Annotated in this window: 20 protein-coding genes; 12 read left to right on the top strand and 8 right to left on the bottom strand. The window is 51.8% G+C overall.

What is annotated here, in order from left to right; all coding sequences use genetic code 11:
- Positions 1-4: 4 nt before the first annotated feature.
- From ibaG to mlaF, 6 genes are read right to left on the bottom strand one after another with little or no spacing between them, the layout of a single operon-like run.
- Positions 5-259 carry a BolA family iron metabolism protein IbaG gene (ibaG, locus tag BZG74_RS11305; protein WP_077772699.1) on the bottom strand — a complete coding sequence of 85 codons (255 nt, stop codon included), beginning with the start codon at positions 257-259 and terminating at the stop codon, positions 5-7.
- A gap of 2 nt (positions 260-261) precedes the next feature.
- Complete coding sequence (locus tag BZG74_RS11300) at positions 262-576, bottom strand: STAS domain-containing protein (RefSeq protein WP_077772698.1); 315 nt, start codon at positions 574-576, stop codon at positions 262-264.
- Positions 573-1,247 carry a phospholipid-binding protein MlaC gene (gene mlaC, locus BZG74_RS11295; RefSeq protein ID WP_077772697.1) on the bottom strand — a complete coding sequence of 225 codons (675 nt, stop codon included), beginning with the start codon at positions 1,245-1,247 and terminating at the stop codon, positions 573-575. The genes BZG74_RS11300 and mlaC overlap by 4 nt, the downstream gene beginning before the upstream one ends.
- A gap of 5 nt (positions 1,248-1,252) precedes the next feature.
- Positions 1,253-1,732: an outer membrane lipid asymmetry maintenance protein MlaD gene (gene mlaD / locus BZG74_RS11290; RefSeq protein WP_077772696.1), complete on the bottom strand. Its 480-nt coding sequence runs from the start codon at positions 1,730-1,732 to the stop codon at positions 1,253-1,255.
- Positions 1,733-1,734: 2 nt separating this feature from the next.
- A complete protein-coding gene (gene mlaE / locus BZG74_RS11285; RefSeq protein WP_369801985.1) occupies positions 1,735-2,514 on the bottom strand; it encodes a lipid asymmetry maintenance ABC transporter permease subunit MlaE in 780 nt (259 codons plus the stop codon).
- Positions 2,514-3,311 carry a phospholipid ABC transporter ATP-binding protein MlaF gene (gene mlaF / locus BZG74_RS11280; RefSeq protein WP_077772695.1) on the bottom strand — a complete coding sequence of 266 codons (798 nt, stop codon included), beginning with the start codon at positions 3,309-3,311 and terminating at the stop codon, positions 2,514-2,516. Before mlaF ends, mlaE begins: the two co-directional genes overlap by 1 nt.
- A gap of 370 nt (positions 3,312-3,681) precedes the next feature.
- Between mlaF and BZG74_RS11275 the strand changes: the two genes are divergently transcribed.
- The 12 genes from BZG74_RS11275 (at position 3,682) to mgtE (ending at position 13,059) form a co-directional block, all read left to right on the top strand.
- A complete protein-coding gene (locus BZG74_RS11275) occupies positions 3,682-4,644 on the top strand; it encodes a calcium/sodium antiporter (protein WP_077772694.1) in 963 nt (320 codons plus the stop codon).
- 12 nt (positions 4,645-4,656) lie between these two features.
- Complete coding sequence (locus BZG74_RS11270; RefSeq protein WP_077772693.1) at positions 4,657-5,631, top strand: KpsF/GutQ family sugar-phosphate isomerase; 975 nt, start codon at positions 4,657-4,659, stop codon at positions 5,629-5,631.
- Positions 5,631-6,191 (top strand): 3-deoxy-manno-octulosonate-8-phosphatase KdsC, encoded by a 561-nt coding sequence (kdsC, locus tag BZG74_RS11265; RefSeq protein ID WP_077772692.1) that lies wholly within the window; start codon positions 5,631-5,633, stop codon positions 6,189-6,191. Before BZG74_RS11270 ends, kdsC begins: the two co-directional genes overlap by 1 nt.
- Positions 6,188-6,751, top strand: a complete 564-nt coding sequence (lptC, locus tag BZG74_RS11260) for an LPS export ABC transporter periplasmic protein LptC (protein ID WP_077772691.1) — start codon at positions 6,188-6,190, stop codon at positions 6,749-6,751. Before kdsC ends, lptC begins: the two co-directional genes overlap by 4 nt.
- The gene (lptA, locus tag BZG74_RS11255) at positions 6,732-7,265 is read left to right on the top strand and encodes a lipopolysaccharide transport periplasmic protein LptA (RefSeq protein ID WP_077772722.1); all 534 of its coding nucleotides are present in this window, start codon (positions 6,732-6,734) and stop codon (positions 7,263-7,265) included. Before lptC ends, lptA begins: the two co-directional genes overlap by 20 nt.
- Positions 7,266-7,273: 8 nt before the next feature.
- The gene (gene lptB, locus BZG74_RS11250) at positions 7,274-7,999 is read left to right on the top strand and encodes an LPS export ABC transporter ATP-binding protein (protein WP_046073911.1); all 726 of its coding nucleotides are present in this window, start codon (positions 7,274-7,276) and stop codon (positions 7,997-7,999) included.
- Between the two features lie 171 nt (positions 8,000-8,170).
- A complete protein-coding gene (locus BZG74_RS11245) occupies positions 8,171-9,646 on the top strand; it encodes an RNA polymerase factor sigma-54 (protein WP_077772690.1) in 1,476 nt (491 codons plus the stop codon).
- 25 nt (positions 9,647-9,671) lie between these two features.
- The gene (gene hpf, locus BZG74_RS11240) at positions 9,672-9,959 is read left to right on the top strand and encodes a ribosome hibernation promoting factor (RefSeq protein ID WP_077772689.1); all 288 of its coding nucleotides are present in this window, start codon (positions 9,672-9,674) and stop codon (positions 9,957-9,959) included.
- Positions 9,960-9,962: 3 nt separating this feature from the next.
- Positions 9,963-10,406 carry a PTS IIA-like nitrogen regulatory protein PtsN gene (gene ptsN / locus BZG74_RS11235; protein ID WP_077772688.1) on the top strand — a complete coding sequence of 148 codons (444 nt, stop codon included), beginning with the start codon at positions 9,963-9,965 and terminating at the stop codon, positions 10,404-10,406.
- A gap of 25 nt (positions 10,407-10,431) precedes the next feature.
- Entirely contained in the window at positions 10,432-11,283 is an 852-nt protein-coding gene (gene rapZ, locus BZG74_RS11230; RefSeq protein WP_077772687.1) for an RNase adapter RapZ, read from the top strand.
- Positions 11,280-11,555 (top strand): HPr family phosphocarrier protein, encoded by a 276-nt coding sequence (locus BZG74_RS11225; protein ID WP_077772686.1) that lies wholly within the window; start codon positions 11,280-11,282, stop codon positions 11,553-11,555. The genes rapZ and BZG74_RS11225 overlap by 4 nt, the downstream gene beginning before the upstream one ends.
- Before the next feature lie 136 nt (positions 11,556-11,691).
- Positions 11,692-13,059, top strand: coding sequence for a magnesium transporter (gene mgtE / locus BZG74_RS11220; protein ID WP_077772685.1), 1,368 nt, complete (start codon positions 11,692-11,694; stop codon positions 13,057-13,059).
- 96 nt (positions 13,060-13,155) lie between these two features.
- Here mgtE and rpoD read toward each other — a convergent pair whose 3' ends face one another.
- Positions 13,156-15,003 carry an RNA polymerase sigma factor RpoD gene (gene rpoD / locus BZG74_RS11215; RefSeq protein WP_077772684.1) on the bottom strand — a complete coding sequence of 616 codons (1,848 nt, stop codon included), beginning with the start codon at positions 15,001-15,003 and terminating at the stop codon, positions 13,156-13,158.
- Positions 15,004-15,096: 93 nt separating this feature from the next.
- Positions 15,097-16,848, bottom strand: coding sequence for a DNA primase (dnaG, locus tag BZG74_RS11210; protein WP_077772683.1), 1,752 nt, complete (start codon positions 16,846-16,848; stop codon positions 15,097-15,099).
- Positions 16,849-16,913: the final 65 nt, after the last annotated feature.

Genomic DNA, 16,913 nt, shown 5'->3' with positions numbered 1-16,913 from the left:
CCTCTTACAACTGCATCAGCTTTTTATCGCGCGCCCACTCACTCGGGGTCATCGCTTTAATACTGACAGCATGGATATCATTACGTGCAATATGCTCCATCAGCGGTGCATAAATCGTTTGTTGCTTTTTCACACGTGACATCCCGTCAAACATCTCTGCCACAGCAATCACTTCAAAGTGGCTGCCATCGCCTTTCACGTGCAGCTCGTCCACTGACAAAGCTGCCTCTAAAATGGCTTTAACTTCGCTTGCTTCCACGTTTAAACCCCTTCTTGATGCTCAGCATCGTCAAAAAATGTTTCTAAATTGCTCAGCGTTAACAACAATTTAAGCTGCTCTGGCACCCCTTGGTAACGCACCTGCTTTCCTTGACTACGTAGTTGCTTATCAAGGTGTAGCAACATCGCCATGCCTGCCGAATCGACGCGTGACAGCGCGCTTAAATCCAGGCTCAAGGCGGTGTCGGCGGGGAGCCACTGGTCACGCTGACGCCAAAAATCAGGCACTGTGTCACGATCTAATCGCCCTGACAAGTGATACTGTTGCCCGTCCCCGGCGGTTAAGCGGATGCTCATGAGGCGTCCTGTTTTTGCTTGTCTTCTCGACGGATGGGGCGCTCTGCCAAGGTTTTTAATTGTTCAATGACCGAATCAATGCCATCACGACGTAGCGGCGCTTTCCACTCCGACTGCTTAGACTGGATCATACTCACACCCTCAGCGGTGACGTCATAGGCTTGCCAATTTCCTGTCCGAGTATTTTTACGTAAGCTAAAATCAAGACGAATTGGCGGCCGTGACGAGTCAGTAATGTCCACCCGCACTTTGACAATTTTATCGTCCGGGGCAATCGGCTGATCCTTTTGTACCTCGACGTCCTGGTCATCATATTCGAGCAGGATTTGAGCATAAGAGGCAATCATGTATTCAGTGAATGCCTCGGTAAAGGCATCACGCTGCGCCGGTGTCGCTTTGCGATAATACTGCGCCCCTAACACCAGCGATGCCGCATACCGGGTATGGATATAAGGCAGCAACTCGTCTTTGACCACATCACGCAGCAAGTCCGGATCGGCGCGGAATAAGGTGCGGTCTTTACGCAAGCGACTAAAGGTGTTGTCCGCCACTTGCTCGATGAGCTGATAAGGGTTGGATTGATCAACCGGCTCGCTCGCCTGTGCCACAGTGCCAAGGCTTGAAACCAGCAGGCAAACGGCGCTGCTCAGTGCGATCCATGTCTTTTTCATGCTGTTTACTCCTTGTCACCAACGCTATAGAGGAACTGACCAATCAAATCTTCTAGCACCAGTGCCGATTTGGTGTCCTGAATCTTATCTCCTGCGTCGAGATAGCCAATACCGAGGGCTTCATCCACGAAACCTGGGGTAATGCCAATGTACTGCTCACCCAGTAGCCCTGCGGTGTAAATCGATGCCGAGCTTGATTCGGGAAATCGCCCAGCGTCTGCGTTTATTTGCAAGGTAACCTGAGGGACATACGTCTCTGCACTCAATGAAATATCTGTGACCTGACCGACGGTCACACCGCCCACTTTGACGGGGGAGCGCACTTTCAAGCCACCAATATTGTCGAATTCAGCGGTTAACGTGTAGGTATCTGCCCGCCCCCAACGTTGGACGTCTGCCACTTGAAACGCCAAAACCAATAACGCTGCGATGCCAGCAATGACAAAGCAACCTACCCAAAATTCTGTTTTACGACTCTGTTGCATGATTAATTCCCAAACATGAGTGCAGTAAGGACAAAGTCTAGGCCAAGCACGGCCAACGATGAATGTACCACAGTGCGCGTGGTGGCGCGGCTGATCCCTTCCGATGTCGGCGTGGCATCATAGCCGTTAAAAAGGGCAATCCAGGTCACAGCCACCGCAAACACCACACTTTTGATCAGTGCGTTGCCCACGTCATAACCTAGGTCGACCGACGCTTGCATCACCGACCAAAAACTACCGTGATCAATGCCTTTCCAGTCGACGCCGACCAACTCGCCGCCCCAAATGCCCACCAGCATAAAAATCACTGCCAGCAGAGGCATGGCAATCACGCCCGCCCAAAAGCGCGGGGCAATCACCCGACGCAGCGGGTCGACCGCCATCATCTCAAGGCTCGAGAGCTGCTCAGTGGCTTTCATTAAGCCAATTTCTGCAGTCAGCGCTGACCCGGCGCGGCCAGCAAACAACAAGGCGGTCACCACGGGGCCAAGTTCACGCAGCAGCGACAAGGCCACCATTTGCCCAAGGCTGGTTTCCGCGCCAAAGTCTGATAAGACCAGGTACCCTTGCAAACTCAGCACCATACCAATAAACAGGCCTGAGACCATGATGATCGCCAGTGAGCGAACCCCCACTGAATAGAGTTGTTTGACCAATAACGGGAAGGTTTTACTCGGCTGCGGACGGCCAATCAGTGCGCCTGCCATCACAAAGGTTGCGCGACCCATGGACTCAGCGACACGCATCGCCCGGCGGCCCACATCTTCAATTTGTGTTCTGATCACCGGAAAATCTCCTGCGTTAACTCGCCAGCGGGATAGCGAAAAGGCACAGGGCCATCGGCATGGCCTTCTAAGAATTGTTTGACCCAGGGGTCTGGATTGTCACGCAGCGACTGGGGCGAGCCACTGGCAATAATGCGGCTATCGGCCAGTAAATAAACATGATCAGCAATGCTCATGACCTCGGGAACATCGTGTGAGACCACCACACAAGTCAACCCCAGCGCTTGGTTAAGCTGGCGAATCAAAGTAACCAATACGCCCATGGTAATCGGGTCTTGGCCGACAAAAGGCTCATCAAACAAAATCAGTTCAGGGTCTAGGGCTATTGAGCGTGCGAGTGCCGCACGACGTGCCATACCGCCAGACAGGTCACTGGGCATTAATCCTTGCGCGCCACGTAAGCCCACCGCTTCGAGCTTGAGCATCACGATGGTGTGAATCAGCGACTCGTCTAAATCGGTATGTTCGCGCAGCGGGAAAGCGACGTTATCAAACACCGACATATCGGTGAATAATGCCCCTGATTGGAACAGCATGCTCATACGCTGACGGACTTCAAACAACTTGCGTCGTCCTAGGGTAGGAATGGCGTGGCCATCAAACACAATCTCGCCCGCATCCGGTTTAAGCTGACCGGCAATCAAGCGTAGCAAGGTGGTTTTACCAATACCTGAGGGCCCCATGATCGCGGTTACTTGGCCACGTGGCACTTGCAAATCAATATTGTCAAAAATGCATCGATTGCCCCGTGAGAAGGTCATCCCACTGATATCTATCAGGCTCTGTGCTGCCATGGCCGCATCTCATGGTTATAAAGGAACAAAATTAAGTGGCTGATAATAAGTCGTCAACCACCCTAACACAAGCCACGCCGCTTCTCAGCGCCCACAGGACGTGACTTATCCCTGATAATAGCAGCTTCTTTTCGCTTTTCGTGTCAGACATCGGTCAGCTTACGTCCGGCAAATGTAACGGGGCATTCATGGTGAGTGTTTCATGGCGACCGTTTCATGGCGACCGTTTCACGGCGACAACTCTCATGTTGATGAATGAAATCGCCGATTTCATCGCTAAAGCACGGGCTTTTCGCTTCACATTTACCCCGTTAGCCGTCAGAATTGCACCTCATTTGTACCCAATCAAAAAACGCAAAGGATAGGTGTCATGGTCATAGCGGTTGCCATACTCATTGTTGGACTCATCGTGCTAGTGTGGAGTGCCGACCGATTAGTGTTCGGCGCGGCAGCAATCGCGAAAAACTACGGCGTTTCTCCACTGGTCATCGGGATGACTATCTTGGCGATGGGCTCCTCCGCCCCCGAGATGATGGTTTCGGCTAATGCCGCCTTAGCGGATAAAACCGACACCGCCGTGGGGAATGTATTGGGCTCTAACATCGCCAACATCGCGTTGATCCTAGGCTTTACTGCACTGATCAAGCCCCTGTCTATTGGCTCGACCATTATTCGTCGCGAGCTGCCTCTGATGTTGGGGGTCACCGTATTGGCTGGGGTGCTGCTTTGGAACAATCACCTTGGTTTCTTTGAAGGGGTGGGCCTGTTCACCTTGTTTGTGATTTTCATCTTAATGATGCTGAAAATCGGCAAAGACTCTGGCGGCACTGACCCGATTCTTGCCGACCAGCAATCGGATATCCCGAATGATGTCAGTAACCTGAAAGCGGTGCTGTGGATCATTATCGGCTTACCGTTACTGCTGGTTTCCTCGGATCAAGTGGTCGACTCGGCGGTGACCATCGCACAGTACTTTGGCATGAGCGATCTGGTGATTGGCTTGACCATCATCGCTATTGGCACCAGTTTGCCTGAACTTGCCGCGTCGATTGCCGGGGTGATGAAAGGCGAAGATGACTTGGCTGTCGGCAACATCATCGGCTCAAACGTGTTCAATATTCTCGCGGTGATGGGGATCCCAGGGTTACTTAACCCCTCGGCGATCAGTGAGTATGCCATGAGCCGCGATTATTATATTATGTTGGTGCTGTCTATCATGTTGCTGGTGTTTGCACTCGGCAAATCACGCAGTATTAACCGCATTGAAGGCGCTGTTTTTCTCCTTTGTTATATCGGCTATCAAGGCTACCTATTTGTGAATGCGGCAGCCTAAACGGACACAAGTATGAGTGACTACAGTTTTGATTTTCGCCGTGCCGGGCTTGATGTGCTCAACATTGAGCAAGACGCGATTGCGCAACTAAAAACGGCAATTGATGCCCATTTCGAGGCCGCGTGCGAGCTTATTTTGCACGCTACTGGCAAGGTTGTGGTGATGGGCATGGGTAAGTCCGGCCATATTGGTAAAAAAATTGCCGCGACATTGGCCAGCACGGGTACACCGGCGTTTTTTGTCCACCCAGGGGAAGCCAGCCACGGCGATCTGGGCATGATTCACCAAGGTGATGTGGTACTCGCTATTTCTAACTCGGGTGAAGCAGGGGAAATTTTAACCTTGCTGCCCGTGATTAAACGCCTCGGGATCCCCTTGGTCTGTATGACCGGCAACCCTAATTCCAGCATGGGTCAGCTCGCGAAAGTGAATCTTAATATTCATGTCCCGCAAGAAGCCTGCCCATTGGCCTTGGCCCCTACCTCCAGCACCACGGCGACCTTGGTGATGGGCGATGCCCTTGCGATAGCATTAATGCAAGCCAGAGGCTTTACCGCGAACGATTTCGCCCTCTCCCACCCAGGTGGCGCACTAGGGCGTAAACTGTTATTACGCATCAGTGATTTGATGCATCAAGACGCGCGTTTGCCCGCGGTCAAAGAAACCGCCACAGTTCGTGATGCCCTGTTAGAAGTATCAGAAAAAGGCTTGGGCATGACAGCCATTGTCGACAGCGACGGGCAGCTAACAGGCGTGTTTACCGATGGCGATTTGCGTCGCTTGCTGGATATGCGTATTGACCTGCACACCACCACCATCGGCTCGGTGATGTCGACAAATCCGGTCACCATTGAGCCGGAACTGCTGGCGGCAGAAGGACTCAAACTCATGGAAGAGCGCAAAATTAACGGGTTGCTGGTTGCCAAAGACGGCCAGCTGCTTGGCGCCCTTAACATGCATGACCTTTTAAAAGCCGGAGTAATGTAATGGCTTCCACTGTGATTGACACCCTTTATGGCCCTGTGGCCGCTGACGTATTTCAACGCGCCGCGGCGATAAAGTTGCTGATTTGCGATATTGATGGCGTGTTCTCCGATGGTCGCGTTTACATGGGCAATCATGGCGAAGAGCTCAAGGCGTTCCATACCCGTGATGGGTATGGCATCAAATCAATTATGAACGCCGGCATTGAAGTCGCCGTGATCACTGGCCGCCAATCGCAAATTGTCGCGAACAGAATGCATGCCCTTGGTGTCCAACATGTGTATCAAGGACAAAGCGATAAACTTGCAGCGTATCAAGACTTATGCCGCCAGTGTGACGTGTTACCCGCCCACACTGCCTATATCGGTGATGATCTGATTGACTGGCCAGTGATGGAAAAAGTGGGGCTGTCATGCTGTGTCGCCGATGGCCACCCACTCCTGAAGCGCCGCGCGCACTTTGTTACCCAAACAGGCGGTGGCTTTGGCGCGGTGCGTGAAGTGTGCGACCTGATGTTAGAGGCACGTGGCGAACTCGACCAACACAAGGGCTTGAGTTTATGATCCGGCGGCTGGGCCTGCTTATACTGATCGTGCTTTGCGCAGTGAGCGGTTACTATTTATTGGTTCAGCATGGTTGGCAGCGGGTACAACAGGTGACGCCTGATGCCGAAAAACCCCTGTTTACTGGCGAAGCGATTGAAACCGTCCAATATAATGCAGACGGTGTGCGTAGCTACACGGTGCAAGCCAAACACCTTGAGCATTACGCTAAAATTGACGAAACCCATTTCAATGAACCCGTGCTTTGGACCTACAAGGCGGGCAAAGAAGAAGAGTGGCGTGTCAGCGCTAACTATGCGATTTTGTCCGACGACCACCTGCTAACCATGACAGGTAACGTGCGTATTTTTAACCTACTACCGAATGCACAAATTGACTCGGTAGCCACCGATTCGGTGACCTTGAATCTCACTACACGAGACTTTTGGTCAGAGAGTCCAACGACGATCACCGGCACCCGCTTTCAAACCAAAGGTAAACGGGTAAAAGGAAATTTCGGTAACCACCAGATGGAATTGTTAGACGATGTTAGAGGCCGATATGAAACGACCCCTCGTTAAAGCGCTGGCAGGTGCCATGTTGCTGCTGTCGCATTACTCACTGGCACTAAGCAGTGATACTGAGCAACCTATTTATATCGAGTCAGAAAGCCAGCACCTAGATATGGCCACTAATACGGTAACCTTTACCCAAAACGTGGTACTGACCCAAGGCAGCATTAAAATCCTGGCTGACAAACTGGTCGTGATTCGCCCCCAAGGCCAAGAGGGGGATGAAACCATCGAGGCTTATGGTAAGCCGGCCACGTTTGAGCAAACCATGGATGATGGCAAAGAAATTCATGGTGAAGCCAACAAACTGCGCTACGAAGTGGGCAATGAATTTCTCAAAATGTCGACCAATGCGATGCTCGAGCAAAGTGGTAACCAAGTAGAAGGCAATGTGATCACTTATGAAATCGACAAGCAACAGCTTGTGGCAGAAAGTGATAGCACCAAACGGGTAACCACCATTTTGCAACCAAGTACCAAAAAGTCTTCCTCTGAAGATTCATCCACGACAGACGCGCAATAAGAGGCCACATGGCAACACTCACAGCGGCCAATTTGGCGAAAAGTTATAAAGGGCGAAAAGTGGTCGCCGATGTCAGCCTGGAGGTAAAATCCGGTGAAATCGTCGGCCTACTGGGGCCCAATGGCGCCGGCAAAACCACCTCGTTTTATATGATTGTCGGCTTGGTGGCCCGTGACGAGGGCGCCATCTATATCGATGATAAAGACATCAGCATTCAGCCAATGCATAACCGCTCGCGTTTAGGGATTGGCTACTTGCCACAAGAGGCCTCGATATTTCGTAAACTGAGCGTCTACGATAACCTGATGGCAGTGCTGCAAACCCGCAAGTCTCTGAGCAAAGAAGAACGTCAAGACAAAGCGGAAGATTTGCTCGATGAGTTTAATATCCAACATATCCGTGACAGCCTGGGCATGGCCCTATCGGGGGGTGAACGCCGCCGGGTGGAAATTGCCCGCGCCTTAGCAGCCAACCCGAAGTTTATTTTGCTGGATGAACCGTTTGCCGGGGTCGATCCGATATCGGTAATCGATATTAAGAAAATCATCGAGCATTTACGTGATCGTGGCTTGGGTGTACTGATTACCGACCACAATGTGCGCGAAACGTTGAGTGTCTGTGAACATGCTTACATTGTCAGCCAAGGACACTTGATTGCACACGGCACCCCTGATGAAGTGCTCAATGATGAGCATGTTAAACGGGTCTACTTGGGTGATCAGTTCAAATTATAATCGACCCGATAACCCCAGCTCAGTGGGTCGGTTGGGTAAAATATAGTGGACTTGCTCACGCTAAAAACTGCCAATCATGGCTATAGTTAATAAAGAGCGCTTGCCCTGTTAGCCAGAGCAAGCGGTTTTAACCTCTTTGGTCGTTGAAATAAGGAAAGGTGTACAGCCTCTATGAAACCCACGCTTCAGCTTAAGCTTGGACAGCAACTCGCAATGACACCGCAATTGCAACAGGCGATCCGTCTGTTGCAACTGTCGACGCTGGACTTGCAACAGGAAATCCAAGAAGCGTTGGAAAGCAACCCGCTGTTGGAACATGATGAAGGCCAAGAGCAAGAGGCCAGTCAGCGCGAACAAACCCATGATCAAGACACGGGCGAGCAAGAAACCGCGACTGCCAGCGCGGACACCATGGAAACGTCGGACGCCTTTGAGAAAAACGAAATGCCGGACGATCTCCCCGTCGATACCACTTGGGATCACTTATACTCTGCTGGCACAGGCAATACAGGCGTTGGGGCGAGCGGTTACGATGACCAACCGGTTTATCAAGGCGAAACCACCCAAACGCTTTACGACTATTTGAAATGGCAGCTCGAGCTCACGCCCTTCTCCGAAAACGATCAGGTGATTGCGATGGCGATCATTGATGCGGTGGACGATCAAGGTTACCTGTCAGTGAGTACCGAAGAGATCCTCGATAGCTTAGGCAGCGAAGAGATTGAGCTTGACGAAGTCGAAGCGGTGCTTAAACGCGTGCAACATTTTGATCCTCTCGGCGTCGCCTCTCGCTCACTGCAAGAATGTTTAATGCTGCAACTGGCAACCTACGATGCCGATACCCCGTGGCTTGATGAGGCGCGGAAGGTACTGACCGAGCACATGGACTTACTCGCTAACCGTGATTATCGCCAGTTAATGCGTGAAACCCGGCTTAAAGAGCCTGAGCTTAAATCCGTGATGCAACTGATCCATAGCCTCGAGCCGCGCCCAGGCAACTTGATTGTCACCAATGAGGCCGAATATGTGGTGCCTGATGTGTCCGTGTTTAAGCACCAAGGCCAGTGGGTGGTTCAAATCAACCCAGATAGCGTGCCCAAGCTTAAAGTGAACGAGCAGTATGCGGCCTATGGCCGTAATGGCTGTAGCCCCTCTGATAGCCAGTTTATTCGCTCGCACCTGCAAGAGGCCAAATGGCTGATTAAAAGCTTGGAGAGCCGCAATGACACCTTGCTGAAAGTAGCGCGCTGTATTGTCGAGCATCAACATGACTTCTTTGAGTACGGGGAAGAGGCAATGAAGCCGATGGTGCTTAACGACATCGCCCTCGATGTCGATATGCATGAATCGACCATTTCCCGTGTCACCACCCAAAAGTATATGCATACGCCACGCGGTATTTTCGAGCTGAAGTACTTTTTCTCCAGCCACGTCAGTACCGACAATGGCGGCGAGTGCTCATCCACGGCGATTCGAGCTCTGATTAAAAAATTGGTTGCTGACGAGCCAGCAAATAAGCCGCTCAGTGACAGTAAGATTGCCACATTGCTGGCCGAGCAAGGCATTAAAGTTGCACGACGGACCATTGCGAAGTACCGAGAGTCTCTGGGTATTGCACCGTCAAACCAGCGCAAGCGTCTACTTTAGGCGCCTCAACAGAAGGAAAGTGTGTATGCAAATCAATCTGACCGGACAGTCTGTCGACGTCACGCCATCACTACGCGAGTATGTGGAGACCAAGTTTGCTAAACTCGAGCGCTTTTTCGAGCACATTAATAATGTCCATGTTGTACTGAATGTCCAAAAGCTCGACCAGATTGCAGAAGCGACGCTCCACGTTAACAACGGGGAGATCCATGCAAAAGCACAATCGCATGATATGTATGCGGCCATCGACGGGCTGACCGATAAGCTGGTCAAGCAACTGAGTAAACACAAAGAAAAGCTCAAACAGCACTAAGCTATGGAACTTAAAGAAGTACTGTCAGTGGACTGCACACGCAGTGCCGTCCACTGCTCTAGCAAGAAACGCGCCCTGGAAATTATCAGCCAGGTTGCTGCGGATAAGCTGGGCACCAACGCGCAAAAATTGTTTGAATGCATGTTAAGCCGCGAAAAGCTCGGCACCACCGGGATCGGGGCGGGCATTGCCATTCCCCATGGCCGCACCCTCGACAGCCAACATGCCGTTGGTGTGCTGTTGCAATGTGCCGAGCCGATTGAGTTTGATGCGGTAGACAAGCGCCCGGTCGATTTGCTCTTTGCCCTGTTAGTGCCGGACGAGCAATGTAAAGTGCACCTGCAAACCCTGTCTGCGATCGCTGAAAAGCTCAATGATAAAAAGCTTTGTCGCCAGTTGCGTAATGCCAACTCCGACCAAGAGCTGTACAATATCATTACCCAATAATGGGCAACGCTGACGGGAGCGAACTATGATGCTAAAAATTGTCAGTGGCCGTTCCGGCTCGGGAAAGTCAGTGGCATTGCGCGTGCTCGAGGATCTTGGCTACTATTGCGTTGATAATCTGCCAGTCAACCTACTTCGCGACTTTGTGGTGTCGCAAGACGATGCCGACGCCAAAATTGCGGTCAGTCTTGATATTCGTAACCTTCCCAACGCCAAAGAGCCGGTAGCCGATACCTTGGCTGCGCTGCGCGAAATTTGCGATGTTACCGTCTATTATTTGGACGCCGACGATAAAGATCTGATTAAGCGCTTCAGTGAAACCCGTCGTTTACACCCATTGTCTCGCCAAAACCTTTCTTTAGAGCAAGCCATTTTGGCGGAGCGTCAGCAAATGGCGCCGATTAAAGAGCACGCCGATCGGGTGATCAATACCACAGGTTTGTCGATTCATGACTTAAGTGAGTCTGTGCGTTCACTGGTACTGGGGCGCACAAGTAGCGACTTGGTGATGGTGTTTGAATCGTTCGGCTTTAAGCATGGCTTACCGGCCGATGCCGATTATGTCTTTGATGTGCGCTTTCTCCCCAACCCGCATTGGGAGCCGGCACTGCGCCCCCATACAGGGTTGGAAAAACCGGTGCGTATGTTCCTCGCCGCCCAGCCTGACGTGGCCATGTTAGTGGCACAAATTAAAGGGTTTCTCGAGTCTTGGTTACCTGCGCTGAAAAATAATAACCGTAGCTATGTGACCGTGGCGATTGGCTGTACCGGGGGCAAACATCGCTCTGTCTATGTGGCGCAGTATCTGTCGGATTACTTCCAAGAGTTGGGCGAGCAAGTGCAAACCCGCCACCGTACCTTGGAGCAAAAACAGTGACCACAGTAACGGCACAGGTATGCATTCGAAATCGTTTAGGCTTGCATGCACGCGCTGCGATCAAGCTGGTTGAACTGGTGCAAGATTATGATGCCGATGTGGTGTTGCAAAGCGCGGATAAATCCGCCACCGCTGACAGTGTAATGGCGATGCTGATGCTGGAATCCGCGCAAGGGGAAACCATTACCGTTTCAGCCACCGGCCCGCAAGCATCACCTGCCCTCGATGCCGTGAAGGCATTATTCGAAGCTGGCTTCGACGAAGACAGCTAACCGCTCCCTCTCTTCTACACCACTGCGCTGACCAGCGTAGTGGATAGCGCTAAATCCCGCCGATAACCGATTTGTCATGCGACAGACTTCCCTGATTAGGTTAGAATTTTAGTCATTGCATTTGGGGGAGTGGCCGATGGCAGAAACATTAGAACAAGAACAAAGTAACCTAACCCACCAACGGCTCCAAGAAGTCACTCGATTGCTTGAGCAAGGCATGTTTGTTCGCGTACGCCGTATGCTCGAGGACATGGAGCCAGAAGACACGGCACACCTTTTAGAAGCCTCCCCGCCGAAAGGGCGTCTGGTGCTTTGGCAGCTCACCGACCCGGAAGATCAAGGTGAAATCCTTGATGAGCTCTCGGAAGATGTGAAAGACGGCATCATGGTTCGCATGGCCCCTGATCAGCTCGCGGCAGCGACAGAGGGGATGGAAACCGATGATGTCGCTTACTTGCTGCGCAGCTTGCCACAAGACGTCTCCCAAGACGTGCTGGCGGAAATGGATGCCCAAGACCGGACGCGGGTACAGCAAGCCCTCTCCTACCCCGAGGAGTCTGCTGGCGGGATCATGAACACCGACGTCATCACCATTCGTGATGATGTGACCGTGGATGTGGTATTGCGCTATTTGCGGATGCGCGGTGAGTTACCCGACACTACAGATACCCTGTATGTGATCGATCCCAACGGCCGCTTGATTGGTAATTTACCGATCAGTGCCCTGTTGGTGAATCAACCCGACACTGATATCGCTGACATTATGGATGCGCCCGATGAAGCGATCAGCGTCACCATGGATGACGGTGATGTCGCCAGCTTATTTGAGCGCCGTAATTGGGTCTCTGCGCCGGTGGTGGATGAACACAACCACTTAGTGGGTCGGATCACCATTGATGATGTGGTCGATATTATTCGTGAAGACGCTGAGCACTCGATGATGAGCATGGCCGGCCTCGATGACGAGGAAGACACCTTTGCTCCGGCGTTTAAAAGTGCACGTCGCCGCAGTATTTGGCTTGGGATCAACGTATTGGCGGCCTTAACCGCAGCCTCGGTGTCCAACATGTTTGAAGGGACGCTCGATAAAATGGCGGCCATCGCGGTGTTGATGACCATTGTCCCTTCTATGGGCGGTGTGGCCGGTAACCAAACCGTCGCCTTGGTGATTCGCGGTCTGGCAGTTGGTCATATTGGTGACTCCAACACCCGTTGGCTGCTGGCCAAGGAAGCCACCGTTGGCATGATTAACGGCCTAGTCTGGTCGATGATCATTGGCGGTGTGGTTGTACTGTGGAAAGGCAACCTGGAGCTAGGCTTAATCATCTCAGGGGCGATGATGGTTAACTTGTTTGTCGCGGGGATTGCCGGGGTAGCAATACCGACGTTGCTGAAAAAGTACAATATTGATCCGGCATTGGCAGGCGGCATGGCGCTCACCACGGTTACCGATGTGGTCGGTCTGCTCGCCTTTTTGGGGCTGGCTACCTTGTTTATCACTTAGTAGTGACAACCATAGCGTGTGTCACGACACACAAGAAACAAAAAGGCGAGCCAGATGGCTCGCCTTTGCGTTTATGGCGCCTTTGCCAGACGAGGGTTACTCGTCTAGGAAGCTACGCAGGGTTTCGGAGCGGCTTGGATGACGTAGTTTACGCAACGCTTTCGCCTCAATCTGACGAATACGCTCACGGGTCACATCAAACTGCTTACCCACTTCTTCTAGGGTATGGTCGGTATTCATCTCGATACCAAAGCGCATACGCAGTACTTTCGCTTCACGTGGTGTCAGACCGGCCAGCACATCATTGGTTGCCATCTTAAGGTTGTTCGACGTCGCCGAATCCATAGGCAGCTCCAAGGTGGTGTCCTCGATAAAGTCGCCCAGATGTGAATCTTCATCATCACCGATTGGGGTTTCCATCGAGATCGGCTCTTTGGCGATCTTCAATACCTTGCGAATTTTATCTTCCGGCATCAACATCCGCTCAGCCAGCTCTTCAGGCAACGGCTCTCGGCCCATTTCCTGCAGCATTTGACGCGAAATACGGTTGAGCTTGTTGATGGTTTCAATCATGTGCACCGGAATACGGATGGTTCGCGCTTGGTCAGCAATCGAGCGCGTGATTGCCTGACGGATCCACCAGGTCGCATAGGTTGAGAACTTATAGCCACGGCGATATTCAAATTTATCGACCGCTTTCATCAAACCAATGTTACCTTCCTGGATAAGGTCCAAGAACTGCAGACCACGGTTGGTGTATTTCTTAGCAATCGAGATTACCAAGCGCAGGTTGGCCTCAACCATCTCTTTTTTCGCACGGCGTGCTTTTGCTTCACCGATAGACATGCGACGGCTGATATCTTTGATACGCTCAACCGACAAGCCTGTCTCTTCTTCGATGATTTTCAGTTTCTGCACACAGCGACGCAGATCTTCTTCGTAACGCGCCACACGCTCTGCGTAAGGCTTACCAGAGTTCAGCGCTTCATCAATCCATGCATCCGACGACTCATTGCCGGCAAACAGTTGGACGAAGGTTTTCTTCGGCATTTTGGCCTGATCAACACAAAGGCGCATCACCAAACGCTCTTGAGTGCGCACTTTGTCCATGGTTTGACGCATGTCATTAACCAAGCGGTCAAACTGTTTCGGGATCAGACGGAACTGCTTAAACGTCTCTGATAGCTCTTCGATCGACTCTTTCGTACGCTCATCGTAACGACCGTACTGCTGGATCGCGCCTTCCATTGCCGCATAGGTGCGACGAAGTTCGCTGAACTTCTCACGCGCCAGTTCAGGATCGATACCAACATCTTCATCACTCTCATCGTCTTCGTCGGTATCGTCTTTTTCTTCGTCTTCATCATCTTCGTCTTCAAGCTCTTTTTCACTGAGCTCGGAGCCGATATGGGTCGCGGTAGGGGCGACGTCATCCTGGTTCGGATCGATAAAGCCTGAGATAATGTCGGTTAAGCGAAGCTCTTCTGCTTCCACTTTATCGAACTGGTCTAACAGCGATGCAATCGAGGCCGGGTATTCCGCCACTGAGCATTGCACCTGGTTGATACCATCTTCGATACGCTTAGCGATATCGATCTCACCTTCACGGGTCAGCAGCTCAACCGTACCCATTTCACGCATATACATGCGAACGGGGTCCGTGGTGCGCCCAATCTCACTCTCCACGCTAGAAAGTGCTGCCGCCGCCGCTTCGGCTGCGTCTTCGTCGGCCACGGTTTCTGACATCATCAATTCATCGGCATCTGGCGCGGCTTCCACCACTTGAATGCCCATGTCATTGATCATCTGAATGATGTCTTCTATTTGGTCGGAATCGACAATGTCTTCCGGGAGGTGGTCATTAACTTCGGCATAGGTCAGATAGCCTTGCTCCTTGCCTTTTGCGACAAGCAACTTCAGCTGTGACTGCGGATTTTGATCCATAGACGATATCCAACTTCGGGTCTGAGTGAAGAATTTAGTATGCGGAAACGCAAACCGCCAATTTTAACAAATGTCACCTTTGCTGGCTACTTTCTAAACGGACTGGCTCTGTATGAGTAGCATCAGTTCCCGCTTCTCTTCGACTGATAAGCCGACGGTATTTGACTTCGCTTGCAACTTGGCTATTTGTTGTTCGACACACTGGGCGAGTATTTTATCCAGTGAGTCGCAAAAAAGTTCTGACGCATTTTCATCGTCAACATGAAGATCCCAGCCAGCCAAACGGGCTAGCAAGGCTTCTTGCTTGGTTCCCCGCCAGTGCTCTAGCAACTGACCGGTAGTGATATGGGGGCGCTGTCGACAGATCTCAAGGATCGGGTTTAACAGCGCTAACCCAGGCAAATCAATGGTGTCGGCCGAGGGTAACGGCGGCACTTCTTGGCCGAGTTTGGGGTATTGCACTAACAGAGCAATCACCTCACGCATCGGCGTACGCTTGATATCTGGCTGGCCATGGACCTTCACCGGCTGCCCCTGACGACGAATCAAGGTATCCAGCTGATGGTCATCCATAATCCCGAGCTTCTGCCCTAAGGTATTACGCAAATAAAGACGGAGCGTATCACCCGGCACTTTTTCAATCAGTGGCACTGCCAAGTTGGCCAGTTTGGCTTTGCCCTCTTGGCTACTGGTATCCACCTGCTTGAGCAAGGTATTAAACATAAAGGTCGATAGACTTTGTGCCTCGCCCAGCCGCTGCTCAAAGCCTTCTTTGCCTTCTTGGCGAATGATCGAGTCAGGATCGTCACCGTCGGGCAAAAACATAAATTTTAATTGGCGGCCATCATGAATATAGGGCAAGGCCTGTTCCATCGCCCGCCAAGCGGCATCACGCCCTGCTCTATCGCCGTCGTAGCAACACAGTATAGTACCGGTTTGACGGAAAAGGGTTTGAATGTGTTCGCCTGTGGTCGAGGTCCCCAAGGAGGCCACAGCATAATCCACGCCAAATTGCGCCAACGCGACCACGTCCATGTATCCCTCTACCACGAGTATACGCTCTGGGTGGCGATAACGTTGCATCACCTCATACAAGCCGTATAGTTCACGCCCTTTATGGAAAATCGGCGTTTCTGGTGAGTTGAGGTATTTGGGTGTGCCATCACCTAATACGCGTCCGCCAAAACCAATCACTCGCCCACGGCGATCACGGATGGGGAACATCACGCGGCCACGGAATCTGTCGTAGCTATGACCGTTATCGTTCTCAATCAGCATACCCGCGGTCAATAACTGGCGCAGATCAGCCTGATTGCGACCAAAGCGGCGTTTAATGGTGTCCCATTTATCTGGCACAAAGCCAATACCAAACTGTTTTACCACTTCTCCGGACAGGCCGCGTTGCTTGAGATAGTCGATAGCCACTTGCCCGGCTTCAGTGCGTAATTCGCCACTGTAGGTACGAGCAATGGCTTCCATCATCTCGTAGATCTGACGCTTGTCATCACTGGGCATACTCGGGCGTGCTTGACCGCCCCCCGTTTGTTCACGAGGTACCTCTAAGCCAAGCGTGCTGGCCAGCTCCTCGATGGCATCAGGAAATTCGAGTCGCTCAAACTCCATCACAAAATCGATGGCGTTGCCGTGCACACCACATCCGAAGCAGTGATAAAACTGCTTGTCTTGGCTCACACTGAATGAGGGTGTTTTTTCGTTATGGAAAGGGCAACAGGCGCTATAGTTTTTGCCTTTTTTCTTAAGCTTGACCCGTGCATCAATGATCTCAACGATGTCGAGACGTGAAAGCAAGTCATCAATGAATGCGCGCGGGATTCTGCCTGCCATAACCTGAAATTTATAGGGAGAGAAGCAAACAAGCCGCGCCGTCCAAATAGGAAAGCACGGCTTGT

This window comes from Salinivibrio sharmensis, from assembly GCF_001995985.1.
GTDB classification, from domain to species: Bacteria; Pseudomonadota; Gammaproteobacteria; order Enterobacterales; family Vibrionaceae; genus Salinivibrio; species Salinivibrio sharmensis.
The sequence above is the reverse complement of the archived record's forward strand: the minus strand, read 5'-3'. Positions and strand labels throughout refer to the sequence as shown.

Coding starts and splice junctions, on each gene's coding strand:
- BZG74_RS11300 (WP_077772698.1), bottom strand. CDS start 576: ATGAGCATCCGCTTAACCGCCGGGGACGGGCAACAGTATCACTTGTCA.
- mlaC (WP_077772697.1), bottom strand. CDS start 1,247: ATGAAAAAGACATGGATCGCACTGAGCAGCGCCGTTTGCCTGCTGGTT.
- mlaD (WP_077772696.1), bottom strand. CDS start 1,732: ATGCAACAGAGTCGTAAAACAGAATTTTGGGTAGGTTGCTTTGTCATT.
- mlaF (WP_077772695.1), bottom strand. CDS start 3,311: ATGGCAGCACAGAGCCTGATAGATATCAGTGGGATGACCTTCTCACGG.
- BZG74_RS11275 (WP_077772694.1), top strand. CDS start 3,682: ATGGTCATAGCGGTTGCCATACTCATTGTTGGACTCATCGTGCTAGTG.
- BZG74_RS11270 (WP_077772693.1), top strand. CDS start 4,657: ATGAGTGACTACAGTTTTGATTTTCGCCGTGCCGGGCTTGATGTGCTC.
- kdsC (WP_077772692.1), top strand. CDS start 5,631: ATGGCTTCCACTGTGATTGACACCCTTTATGGCCCTGTGGCCGCTGAC.
- lptC (WP_077772691.1), top strand. CDS start 6,188: ATGATCCGGCGGCTGGGCCTGCTTATACTGATCGTGCTTTGCGCAGTG.
- lptA (WP_077772722.1), top strand. CDS start 6,732: ATGAAACGACCCCTCGTTAAAGCGCTGGCAGGTGCCATGTTGCTGCTG.
- lptB (WP_046073911.1), top strand. CDS start 7,274: ATGGCAACACTCACAGCGGCCAATTTGGCGAAAAGTTATAAAGGGCGA.
- BZG74_RS11245 (WP_077772690.1), top strand. CDS start 8,171: ATGAAACCCACGCTTCAGCTTAAGCTTGGACAGCAACTCGCAATGACA.
- hpf (WP_077772689.1), top strand. CDS start 9,672: ATGCAAATCAATCTGACCGGACAGTCTGTCGACGTCACGCCATCACTA.
- ptsN (WP_077772688.1), top strand. CDS start 9,963: ATGGAACTTAAAGAAGTACTGTCAGTGGACTGCACACGCAGTGCCGTC.
- rapZ (WP_077772687.1), top strand. CDS start 10,432: ATGATGCTAAAAATTGTCAGTGGCCGTTCCGGCTCGGGAAAGTCAGTG.
- mgtE (WP_077772685.1), top strand. CDS start 11,692: ATGGCAGAAACATTAGAACAAGAACAAAGTAACCTAACCCACCAACGG.
- rpoD (WP_077772684.1), bottom strand. CDS start 15,003: ATGGATCAAAATCCGCAGTCACAGCTGAAGTTGCTTGTCGCAAAAGGC.
- dnaG (WP_077772683.1), bottom strand. CDS start 16,848: ATGGCAGGCAGAATCCCGCGCGCATTCATTGATGACTTGCTTTCACGT.